Source organism: Mesorhizobium sp. M7A.F.Ca.CA.001.08.2.1 (genome assembly GCF_003998455.1).
In the GTDB taxonomy this organism is placed as follows: domain Bacteria; phylum Pseudomonadota; class Alphaproteobacteria; order Rhizobiales; family Rhizobiaceae; genus Mesorhizobium; species Mesorhizobium ciceri.
Window position 1 is genome coordinate 1 of sequence record NZ_RZPW01000118.1, and the last position, 11040, is coordinate 11040.

Genomic DNA, 11040 nt, shown 5'->3' on the forward strand with positions numbered 1-11040 from the left:
GGGAGCGGCGGGGGCCGCGGCGGCCTTGGTGGTCGCCGGCTTGGCGGCGGCAGCGGCGGATGCACCGGCGGCGCATTCGGATTTGCGGAAGTCGTTCCACTTCATGCCGTTCAGCGTGCCGGCAGCCTTCGCCGCCTGATACTTGGTGCTGCATTCCTTCGCCGTCAGGCCCTTGGCCGTGCTGTCGTCCGACGCGGCAGCCTTCGTGGTGTTGGTCGCTTTCTTGGCATCGGCCGGCTTGGCGTCGGTCGTCGCTGTGGCGTCGGTGCCGCACTGAGCCTTGCGGAACTGGTTCCAAGTCGCTCCGGCCAGTGTCCCCGCATCCTTGGCGGCGTTATACTTCGTGCTGCACTCGGCCATCGTCAGTGCGTTGGCTGGCGCGGCCAGGAACAAGGTCGCGACGGCGAGGCCGGTCAAAGTGGCAAGTCGGTGGATGAGCATAGCGTTTCTCCGTTGCAGCAGCCCATGATACGTCCCTGCAAATCAATAACGCTCAACGGTCGGTTGCGCCAGATGCTAAGTGGCGTATATATCGCCGAAAATCGGCTTCTCCCGATAAGGTGATGAAATCGTTGTCCGTTGCCTGGTTCAGAGCAAGATTTTCCTGGTGCATCCGCGCTGAAAGGCTCGAATGACTTGTATATTGCAGCATGGCAGTCTGGGCATGTCAGGTTGCGGCCACGTTGTGTGCAGTGCACAACAATGGTTTTCTAAGGATTGGTAACGTATAATCACACAATGTGATCATAGCGCCCTGGCCACTTGTGGCATGACGTGCCGGGGAAGAAACGTCGAGGAAGCTGACTGGCATGGCAGGGAATTATTTCGGCACGGACGGCATTCGCGGACGCGCCAACAAGTTTCCGATGACCGCTGAAATCGCGATGCGGGTCGGCATGGCCGCCGGCCTTTCTTTCCAGCGCGGCAGCCATCGACATCGTGTCGTGCTCGGCAAGGACACCAGGCTTTCCGGTTATATGATCGAGAATGCCATGGTCGCCGGTCTTTGTGCCGCCGGCATGGACGTGTTCCTGCTCGGCCCGATCCCGACGCCGGCTGTCGCCATGCTGGTGCGTTCGCTGCGCGCCGATATCGGCGTCATGATCTCGGCCTCGCACAACCCTTATTACGACAACGGCATCAAGCTGTTCGGACCCGACGGCTACAAGCTCTCCGACGAGATCGAGGAGCGCATCGAGAGCATGCTCGACAGGGATATCGAACTGGCGCTCGCCGATTCCGACGGGCTTGGCCGCGCCAAGCGCGTCGACGGCGTGCATGACCGCTACATCGAATTCGCCAAGCGCACCTTGCCGCGCTCGATGTCGCTCGCGGGCTTGAGGATCGTCGTCGATTGCGCCAATGGCGCGGCCTACAAGGTGGCGCCCGAGGCGCTGTGGGAACTGGGCGCCGAAGTCGTCGCCATCAATGTCGAGCCCAACGGCTTCAACATCAACAAGGAATGCGGCTCGACCCACCCGGCCGGCCTGCAAAAGAAGGTGCACGAAGTGCGCGCCGATATCGGCATCGCGCTCGATGGCGACGCCGATCGCGTCGTCATCGTCGATGAAAACGGCGCGATCGTCGATGGTGACCAGATCATGGCGCTGATCGCCGAATCCTGGCACCAGAGCGGGCGGCTCGCCGGCGGCGGTGTCGTCTCAACCGTCATGTCCAATCTGGGCCTCGAACGCTTCCTCGGCGACATGAAGCTGCAATTGCACCGGACCAAGGTCGGCGACCGTTATGTCGTCGAGCATATGCGCGCGCACGGGCTGAATGTCGGCGGCGAACAGTCGGGCCATATCGTGCTGTCCGACTTTTCGACCACCGGCGACGGCCTGGTTTCGGCGCTGCAGGTGCTGGCCTGCATCAAGCGGCAGGGCCGGCCGGTCAGCGAACTGTCGAAGAAATTCGAACCCGTGCCGCAACTCCTGAAGAACGTTCACATTTCCGGCGGCAAGCCGCTCGAGGAGGCGCCGGTCAAGGCCGCCATCGAAGACGCGCGTAGCCGGCTCGGCAAGACCGGACGGCTGGTTATCCGGCCATCCGGGACAGAGCCGCTGATCCGCGTGATGGCCGAGGGCGACGACCCGCAACTGGTCGAGTCCGTGGTGAATGGCATCGTGGACATCATCTCGGAAACGCGCAGCGCCGCCTGACCCCCACAGCGCCCGGCAGGACGTCGTCGCCTGAACCTGTCCAAGGCCCGCCTCTCGGCGGGCTTTTTCTTGTCGGCTCCCAGTCTGTTCGCTGTTCGGAAATCTCGCGCCGGTCCCCAGAAGCTTCGAGATTCGTGGTTAAGCAACAGGGTTAAACGCCTTTTAACCTTTGCAATTCATTATCCACGACTGAAAGCCAATCGCATTTCGGGCGGGTTTGCCGTTCCGAGCTTCTCAGGGGTGACAAGCATGTTCAAGACAGCAAGAAAGGCCCTGCTCGCCTTACTGTTCGCAGGCCTGGCGGGGCCGTTGTTCGCGGCCGACCTGCCGGAACCGATCGTCGAAGAGGCTCCGCCTCAGGCCGTCTACGAGCAGCCGGTAGAAGTCGGCGGCTGGTATATCCGTGGCGACATCGACTATCACAAGTCGACCGTGCGCGGCATCGACTATATGACCTACACCGTCGATCCCTGTAACTGTACGGTTACGCCCGGCACCAGAAGCTTCGATTTCGGCAAGCTCAAGGGCGGTTTCTCGCTCGGCGCCGGCGTCGGCTACAAGATCAACGATCACTTCCGGACCGATTTGACCGCCGACTATTGGTTCAAGTCGAACTTCAACGGCGGCACCTCGGACATCAACGGTACTTCGACCGAAGTATCGAAGATGAGCGCCCTGCTACTGCTTGCCAACGCCTATGTCGATCTCGGCACCTACCATGGCATCACGCCTTACGTTGGCGCCGGCATCGGCGGCGCCCGCGTCAAGTGGGATGATGTCTACGACCCGAACACCACCGAGTTCAATCCCGGCAGATCAAGCTGGCGTTTCGCCTACGGTCTGATGGCCGGCGCTTCGTACTGCCTGACCGACAAGATCATTCTTGATGCCGGCTACCGCTTCTCCCATATCCAGGGCGGCCGCATGTTTGACTGGAACATCACCAGCTCCGGTCCCGGCTTCGATCGTGGCATCAACACACACGAAGTGCGCGGTGGCCTGCGTTACCAGTTCGGTGGCAACAACGGTTGCGCCGCGCCGGTCGTTGCCTACCAGCCCGAACCCGAGCCGATCTACACCAAGTAACAGCATCTACATTACTTGAATTCTTCACAAACCGCCCGGCCTCAAGCCGGGCGGTTTTTCGTTGGCCGCCTGGAATCGACAGGGGAAATGAATTCGCTAACGCTCTGTTAGCCTTAACCGCCACTTAACCACTATGGTTAACAATGCTCCTTGAAACGATGGCTGCCGCTGCGATTGCGGGCTGCGCCAAATTCGGGAGTCGGGGACCATGAAACTTACATCGCGTATGGCGCTGGCGCTCGGTGCACTAGCCCTCCTGCCGCTGACGCCGGTGCACGCGGCCGACTACGATCCGCCGATCTATGTCGACCAGGCGCCCGACTACGTCCCGGTCGAGGTCGGCTCCGGCTGGTATCTGCGCGGTGATCTCGGCTATGCCTTCAACAAGCCCTATGAATTTTCGGAAACTCCGGCCGGTCTGGTTACGGATACCAGCCCGCTGTCTGGTTCGATAGGTATGGGCTACCATTTCAACGATTACTTCCGTGGTGAATTGAATTTCGGTCTGCTGCCGACAAGCAAATTCGCCAGCAAATTCGACAGTACTTGCGATGGAACGCAGACGGTGACTGTCACCAGCGGTGGCAGCACAAGCGCGTTCGCCGGCCCAAGCACCCGTGGATGCGAAGGCTCCAACGACGGCAACAACAAGGCCTACGATGTGATGGCCAGCGCCTTTGTCGACCTGGGCACTTATGTCGGCTTCACGCCCTATGTCGGAGGCGGTGTCGGCATAGCGTACAGCACCTACAAGTACGCTCAAGGCGCTCGCAACTGTCAGAATTCATCGACAACATCAGGTACAACCACGACCATCTTTGAATGCGACGATCCAAATGGCTATGATGGGACGACGCAGTCGGAGAAGCAGTTCAGCTTCGCCTATACGCTCGGCGCCGGCTTTGCTTATCAGGTCAGCAAGAATGTTGCAGTCGATGTCGGCTATCAATACACGGCTCTGCCTTCCGCGAAATACGTGACAGCAGACGCTGTCGGCAACCCTGAGTTCAAAAAGGGGCTCGATTATCATCAGGTCAAGGTCGGGCTACGCTACGATCTCTGGTAGGCGCGGCGAGTACGAGGACCAGGACGGCGGATCTTTCGGGATCCGCCGTTTGCGTTTGAAGTCACGACATCCTGATCAGGGATCGCCGGTATCCCGGCAACGACAAAAACTTTCCTCTTGACGCCTGAAGCCCGAACGAATATCGCCGTCCGTGGGCCACCCCTCCCCAACGAGGGGCCACTATCTGGAAGGATAGACCACGATGACGACGCATACGAAGCCCGGACTCCGTCCGGCAAACCCCAATTTCTCCTCAGGTCCCTGCGCAAAGCGCCCCGGCTGGTCGGTCGAGGCGCTGAAGGCTGCCGCGCTCGGCCGTTCCCACCGCGCCAAGATCGGCAAGACCAAGCTCGAACAGGCGATCGAGCTGACGCGGGAGATTCTCCAGGTCCCGGCGGGTTACCGCATCGGCATCGTGCCGGCGTCGGACACCGGTGCGGTCGAGATGGCGCTGTGGTCGCTGCTCGGCGAGCGCGGCGTCGACATGGTTGCCTGGGAGAGCTTTGGCTCCGGCTGGGTCACCGACGTGGTCAAGCAATTGAAGCTCGCCGACGTGCGCAAGATCGAAGCCGGCTACGGCGAGCTGCCTGATCTCACCAAGATCGATTTCGACCGCGATGTGGTGTTCACCTGGAACGGCACCACGTCGGGCGTTCGCGTGCCGAACGGCGATTTCATTCCCGCGGACCGCAAGGGCCTGACCGTCTGCGATGCGACTTCCGCCGCATTCGCGCAGAGGCTCGACTTCGAAAAACTCGATGTCGTCACTTTCTCCTGGCAAAAGGTGCTGGGCGGCGAGGGCGCTCACGGCATGCTGATCCTGTCGCCTCGCGCCGTCGAGCGGCTGGAAACCTACAAGCCCTCATGGCCGCTGCCGAAAATTTTCCGCCTGACCTCAGGCGGCAAGCTGATCGAAGGTATCTTCAAGGGCGAGACCATCAACACGCCCTCAATGCTGTGCGTCGAGGATTACCTCGATGCGCTCAACTGGGCGAAGTCGACCGGCGGCCTCGACGCGCTGATCGCCAGGGCGGATGCCAATGCGGCCGTCCTCGATCGCTTTGTCGGCAAGTCCTCCTGGCTCGGTCATCTCGCCGTCCAGCCGGCGACACGGTCGAACACGTCCGTCTGCCTGTCCTTCACCGATCCGGACGTGTCCGCACTCGATGCCGACGGGCAGGCGGCCTTCGCCAAGGGGCTGGTGTCGGTGCTCGACAAGGAAGGCGTCGCCTATGATATCGGTGCCTATCGCGACGCACCGCCCGGCCTGCGCATCTGGTGCGGCGCGACGGTCGAGACGTCGGATCTCGAAGCGCTGCTGCCCTGGCTCGACTGGGCATTCGCCGCACAGAAGGCGTCGCTCAAAGCGGCGGCCTGAGATCGTTCGCGGCGGCCTTCGGGCCGCCCACTCCCATCAGGATCAAATCCACTTCAAGGAGGCCGCCATGGCGCCCCGCGTTCTCGTCTCAGACAAACTCTCCCCCACCGCCGTGCAAATCTTCAAGGATCGTGGCGTCGAGGTCGACTATCTGCCCGATCTCGGCAAGGACAAGGATAAGCTCGCCGAAGTGATCGGCCAGTATGATGGCCTCGCCATCCGCTCGGCGACCAAGGTCACCGAAAAGCTGATCAACGCCGCTACCAATCTCAAAGTCATCGGCCGCGCCGGCATCGGCGTCGACAATGTCGATATCCCGGCGGCAAGCCGCAAGGGCATCATCGTGATGAACACGCCCTTCGGCAACTCGATCACCACAGCCGAACATGCGGTGGCGATGATCTTTGCGCTGGCGCGCCAGATCCCTGAAGCCAACGCCTCGACCCATGCCGGCAAATGGGAAAAGAACCGCTTCATGGGCGTCGAGATCACCGGCAAGACGCTGGGCGTCATCGGCTGCGGCAACATCGGTTCGATCGTCGCGACGCGCGGCGTTGGCCTCAAGATGCACGTCATCGCCTTCGATCCGTTCCTGTCGGACAGCCGTGCCGAGGAGCTTGGCGTCGACAAGGTCGAGCTCGACGAGCTGTTCGCCCGCGCCGATTTCATCACCCTGCACACGCCGCTGACCGACAAGACGCGCAACATCATCGATGCCGCGGCGATCGCCAAGATGAAGAAGGGCGTGCGCATCATCAATTGCGCACGCGGCGGTCTGATCGTCGAGGCCGATCTGGTCGCAGCGCTGAAGAGCGGCAAGGTGGCCGGCGCCGGGGTCGACGTCTTCGAGGTCGAACCGGCCGAGAACAACGAACTGTTCGGCATGGAGAATGTGGTGGCGACGCCGCATCTCGGCGCCTCGACGACGGAGGCCCAGGAGAATGTCGCGCTGCAGGTTGCCGAGCAGATGGCCGACTATCTGATCAAGGGCGCCGTCTCCAACGCCATCAACATGCCGTCGATCACCGCCGAGGAGGCGCCGCGGCTGAAGCCGTTCGTCAAGCTCGCCGAGGTGCTCGGCGCCTTTGTCGGCCAGGTCACCGAGGATCCGATCAAGGAGGTGGAGATCCTGTTCGACGGCTCGACCGCGACGATGAACACGCGCGCGCTGATCAGTGCAGCACTCGCCGGGCTGATCCGGCCTCAGGTCTCGGACGTCAACATGGTGTCGGCGCCGATCATGGTGAAGGAGCGCGGCATCATCGTGGCCGAGGTCAAGCGCGACAAGTCGGGCGTGTTCGACGGCTATATCAAGCTGACGGTGAAGACCGAGCACATGACGCGCTCGATCGCCGGCACATGCTTCTCGGATGGCAAGCCACGCTTCATCCAGATCAAGGGCATCAACCTCGATGCCGAGGTCGGCCAGCACATGCTCTACACCACCAATGCGGACGCGCCGGGCATCATCGGCCTGCTCGGCACCGTCTGCGGCGAGAATGGCGTCAACATCGCCAACTTCCAGCTCGGCCGCAACCGGCCGGGCGGCGATGCCATAGCGCTGCTCTATCTCGACGCGCCGTTCCCGGAAGCCGTGCTGGAAAAGGTCAAGGCGCACAAGTCGATCGACTCGGCCAAGCGGCTGCAGTTCGACGTCAACGCGATGTGATTGAGGACAGGCGGTCGCCGACCCACCTCGTTGACGCCGGCCGCCGCGGCGGCCGGTTCATGTCAACTCGTCCGAGCCATCGGAAACACCCACGCGATGTCGGTAGACCAGTTCCCAGCCCTTCCAGCCCGTAAACAGCAGGATGAGAACCACGATCAGCGATAGGACGATGCCGGTTGGCATCACGGCCGCCGCTCCGCCGGCATACCGCGAGTACCAGTTGTAAAGCTCGATCAACACGACGAGTACATTGCCGCCGGCATGGAGCCATGCCGTCGTGAGATTGCGGACCTGAACATCGCCGAGAACGTCCGTCAAGCCAGCAAGCGCGGCCAGGGCAGCCATGATCAGGCCTGCGCCGAGAAGCCAAAGCGACCCGGTGACCCATCCGGGATCGGCTGTTCGCCAGAAGATAAGGTCGCAAACGAAGGTGCCGACAAAAAAGGCAATCGGAAACGGAATCAGCATCGGGTGGATAGGGTGACCAGCAATGCTTGCCGTGCTGCGAGGGTTGTGGCTCATCATGTCGCCTCCCTGGCGTTCAAACTCCGCTGGAGGTGAAATGTTCCAAGTAGGGGACGCGGCAGGATTCATGCCGCTGTTTCCGCGCCATTGGCGAAGTCCAGGCCGTTCGCGTTGCCGCGACGGCGGAGGGCGTCAGCCGCCAAATGTCATCCGCGGTGGTCCGCCATTGCCATCTTGCGCCCGCTGTATTCGGCAAGCCCGATGCCGCCCAGCACGAGCACCAAGGCCAGCGCCTGATAGAGCTGGAACGTCTCGCCGACGATCAGCACCGACAGCAGCGTGCCGAAGATCGGCACCAGATTGATGAACAGGCCGGCGCGGTTGGCGCCGATCAGCTCGTTGCCCCTGATGTAGAAGATCTGCGAAACGACCGAGGCGCCGATCGCCGTATAGACGATGACGGTCCAGCCGCGCGCGTCGGGTATGACGACCTTGCCGGCGAGGACCTCCCACAGGAAGAACGGCAACGAGGTGACGAGTGCCGAAACCGACAGGGCCAGCATCAGGCTCTGCCAGTGCATCACCGGCTTCAGCCGCAACCCGACCGAATAGCCGCTGTAGAGAAAGACGGCGACCAGCATGATGGCGTCACCGAAATTGAGTTCCAGCGTCAACAGCCGGCGCGGGTCGCCATGGCAGGCGGTGAGGATCACGCCGGCGATGGTCAGCACGATGCCGACAATCTGCGCCCAGTTCACGCGCAGGCGGAAGAAGACGAAATTGGCAGTCATGATCAGGATCGGCATCGCCGCCTGTTCGATCGAGACATTGATCGCTGTCGTGTAGTTGAGCGCCGTGTAGAAGATGGTGTTGAACAGGGTGAAGCCGCTGGCGCCGAGGGCGACCAGCACGAACCAGTGCTTGCGGACCATCGGCCAGTCCTTCTGGATGGTCTTCCAGCCGATGGGCAGCATGATCGCCACGGCCAGCACCCAGCGCAGGAAGACCAGCGTCATCGGCGAGACGTGATCGACCGCCAGCTTGCCGGCCACCGAATTTCCACCCCAAAGCAAGGTGGTGAGCAGCAGGAATATGTAGGCGCTTCGATGCATCGCGGGATTCCAGTCGCCGGAGCTGCGGTGTTTGCCGGCCTATTGCCCTCGCTCGCCCAAGTAAATGATGTCAAAGCCGAAAATTGTTGTGCCTCAGGGCATTTTCGACGGCAAAGAAAGGTCGCGCTCGCGAGGTCTTGACGTTATAGAGGCCTGTCGTTTCGAACCATATTCAAGCCGCTTGGCGGCGTCTCAAGGGAAAAGAAACATGGCCAATGTGGTGGTCGTCGGCTCGCAGTGGGGTGACGAAGGCAAGGGCAAGATCGTCGACTGGCTGTCGGAGCGCGCCGATGTCGTGGTGCGTTTCCAGGGCGGCCACAATGCCGGCCATACGCTGGTCGTCGACGGCAAGGTCTACAAGCTGTCGTTGCTTCCGTCGGGCGTCGTGCGCCAGGGCAAGCTGTCCATCATCGGCAATGGCGTCGTGTTCGACCCGCACGCTTTCGTCGCCGAGGTGGCAAAACTCAAGGCGCAAGGTGTCGAAGTGGCGCCGGATCGCCTGAAAATAGCCGAAAACACAGCGCTTATCCTGTCCCTGCATCGAGAGCTGGACGGATTTCGTGAGGACGCCGCATCCAATTCCGGGACGAAGATTGGCACGACCCGTCGCGGCATCGGCCCCGCCTATGAGGACAAGGTGGGCCGGCGCGCGGTCAGGGTGATGGATTTGGCGGATTTGGAAACACTGCCCTTGAAAGTCGACAGGCTGCTGACGCACCACAATGCGCTGCGTCGCGGGCTTGGTCATGCGGAAGTCACGCATGACGCGATCATGCAGGAACTAACCTCGGTCGCCGACGACATCCTGCCCTATATGGACCGGGTCTGGAAGATCCTCGACGACAAGCGCCGGGCTGGCGAGCGCATCCTGTTCGAGGGCGCGCAGGGCACACTGCTCGATATCGACCACGGGACCTATCCGTTCGTGACCTCGTCGAACACGGTTGCCGGACAGGCTGCCGCCGGCTCCGGCGTTGGCCCGGGCGCCATCGGCTATGTGCTCGGCATCACCAAGGCCTATACGACACGCGTCGGCGAGGGTCCGTTCCCGACCGAGCAGAAGAACGAGGTCGGCGAATTCCTCGGCACGCGCGGCCATGAATTCGGCGTCGTCACCGGTCGCAAGCGCCGCTGCGGCTGGTTCGACGCGGTGCTGGTGCGCCAGGCCGTCGCGGTCAACGGCATCAAGGGCATCGCGCTGACCAAGCTCGACGTGCTTGACGGGCTGGACGAGATCAAGGTCTGCACCGGTTACCGTCTCGACGGCGAGATGATCGATTATCTGCCGGCCAGCCAGGGCGCGCAGGCACGTGTCGAACCGGTCTACGAGACGCTCGAGGGCTGGAAAGGCACCACTGCCGGCGCGCGCAGCTGGAATGATCTGCCGGCCCAGGCGGTCAAGTATGTCCGCTACATCGAGGAGCTCATCGGCGCACCGGTCGCGCTCCTTTCCACCAGCCCGGAACGCGACGACACGATACTTGTGACCGATCCGTTTCAAGACTAGTTTCTGAAGCCTTTCCGGGCATCGCGGCTGATTTGCGGGGGCCGGCGCGGAAGCAAAATACAGGTCGACTGAAGCATGGCAGATTTCGTTGCTATTCTGAAAAACGCGCTCGACAAGCATGGCGACGAGACGCCGGAAAAGCGTACGCGCATCTATGCCAGCGTTCGCACCATGCTGGCGAAGAAGCTTGGTGAACGTTCGCCGCCGTGGGCTCCCGAAGCCATAGCCACGCAGATGCGTTCGCTGGAAGACGCCATTACAAGCGTCGAGCGCGATTATGCCAAGAGCGTGCCGGAGACCGACCCGCTCGCGGAGCTGGAACACATCTTTTCGTCGATCGATCGCAACAAGAACCAGCCAAGCCATACGAGGCAGCCGGCGAAGGCGGAATCGGCCTGGCCGGCACCGCCCGTCGCCAAGCCCGAGCCCTATCAACCCGCGCCGCCGCCTGCCGCCAAGGTCGAGCCAAGCTGGCAAAGATCGACGCCGGCGCCTGCCCAGCCGGCTCGCGCCGACACGCCTCTTCCAGGCATGAACGCCGAGGAGGCGGACGACGAGGCCGATGTCTTTTCCAGCAACGAAGACAATGAAGAGC

At 62.1% G+C, this 11040-nt stretch carries 8 protein-coding genes and 2 pseudogenes; 7 read left to right on the top strand and 3 right to left on the bottom strand.

Annotation, left to right across the window (positions count from 1 at the left end; genetic code table 11):
- Positions 1-441, bottom strand: a pseudogene (locus EN914_RS09945) (hypothetical protein); the annotation flags it as partial.
- A 368-nt stretch (positions 442-809) separates the two neighbouring features.
- On the opposite strand from EN914_RS09945, the gene glmM reads away from it, so the two are divergent.
- The 5 genes from glmM (at position 810) to serA (ending at position 7361) form a co-directional block, all read left to right on the top strand.
- Complete coding sequence (glmM, locus tag EN914_RS09950; RefSeq protein ID WP_013529155.1) at positions 810-2162, top strand: phosphoglucosamine mutase; 1353 nt, start codon at positions 810-812, stop codon at positions 2160-2162.
- 249 nt (positions 2163-2411) lie between these two features.
- A complete protein-coding gene (locus EN914_RS09955; RefSeq protein WP_013529156.1) occupies positions 2412-3248 on the top strand; it encodes an outer membrane protein in 837 nt (278 codons plus the stop codon).
- 208 nt (positions 3249-3456) lie between these two features.
- Positions 3457-4314: an outer membrane protein gene (locus EN914_RS09960; protein ID WP_013529157.1), complete on the top strand. Its 858-nt coding sequence runs from the start codon at positions 3457-3459 to the stop codon at positions 4312-4314.
- Positions 4315-4516: 202 nt separating this feature from the next.
- A complete protein-coding gene (locus EN914_RS09965) occupies positions 4517-5692 on the top strand; it encodes a phosphoserine transaminase (protein WP_024502928.1) in 1176 nt (391 codons plus the stop codon).
- A gap of 67 nt (positions 5693-5759) precedes the next feature.
- The gene (gene serA, locus EN914_RS09970) at positions 5760-7361 is read left to right on the top strand and encodes a phosphoglycerate dehydrogenase (RefSeq protein ID WP_024502929.1); all 1602 of its coding nucleotides are present in this window, start codon (positions 5760-5762) and stop codon (positions 7359-7361) included.
- 57 nt (positions 7362-7418) lie between these two features.
- Here serA and EN914_RS09975 read toward each other — a convergent pair whose 3' ends face one another.
- Positions 7419-7883 (bottom strand): DUF2231 domain-containing protein, encoded by a 465-nt coding sequence (locus EN914_RS09975; protein WP_013529160.1) that lies wholly within the window; start codon positions 7881-7883, stop codon positions 7419-7421.
- Between the two features lie 149 nt (positions 7884-8032).
- On the bottom strand, positions 8033-8938 hold the full coding sequence (locus tag EN914_RS09980; protein WP_127389065.1) for a DMT family transporter: 906 nt from the start codon (positions 8936-8938) through the stop codon (positions 8033-8035).
- A 208-nt stretch (positions 8939-9146) separates the two neighbouring features.
- Here EN914_RS09980 and EN914_RS09985 point away from each other — a divergent pair, with 208 nt between their 5' ends.
- Both EN914_RS09985 and EN914_RS09990 read left to right on the top strand, forming a co-directional pair.
- Positions 9147-10445, top strand: coding sequence for an adenylosuccinate synthase (locus EN914_RS09985; protein ID WP_024502931.1), 1299 nt, complete (start codon positions 9147-9149; stop codon positions 10443-10445).
- A 75-nt stretch (positions 10446-10520) separates the two neighbouring features.
- Positions 10521-11040: pseudogene (locus tag EN914_RS09990) on the top strand (hypothetical protein); the annotation flags it as partial.

What these genes read in the sequence shown, in the direction of transcription:
- EN914_RS09960 (WP_013529157.1), top strand. Translation starts at nt 3,457, where the DNA reads ATGAAACTTACATCGCGTATGGCGCTGGCGCTCGGTGCACTAGCCCTC.
- EN914_RS09985 (WP_024502931.1), top strand. Translation starts at nt 9,147, where the DNA reads ATGGCCAATGTGGTGGTCGTCGGCTCGCAGTGGGGTGACGAAGGCAAG.
- glmM (WP_013529155.1), top strand. Translation starts at nt 810, where the DNA reads ATGGCAGGGAATTATTTCGGCACGGACGGCATTCGCGGACGCGCCAAC.
- serA (WP_024502929.1), top strand. Translation starts at nt 5,760, where the DNA reads ATGGCGCCCCGCGTTCTCGTCTCAGACAAACTCTCCCCCACCGCCGTG.
- EN914_RS09980 (WP_127389065.1), bottom strand. Translation starts at nt 8,938, where the DNA reads ATGCATCGAAGCGCCTACATATTCCTGCTGCTCACCACCTTGCTTTGG.
- EN914_RS09965 (WP_024502928.1), top strand. Translation starts at nt 4,517, where the DNA reads ATGACGACGCATACGAAGCCCGGACTCCGTCCGGCAAACCCCAATTTC.
- EN914_RS09975 (WP_013529160.1), bottom strand. Translation starts at nt 7,883, where the DNA reads ATGAGCCACAACCCTCGCAGCACGGCAAGCATTGCTGGTCACCCTATC.
- EN914_RS09955 (WP_013529156.1), top strand. Translation starts at nt 2,412, where the DNA reads ATGTTCAAGACAGCAAGAAAGGCCCTGCTCGCCTTACTGTTCGCAGGC.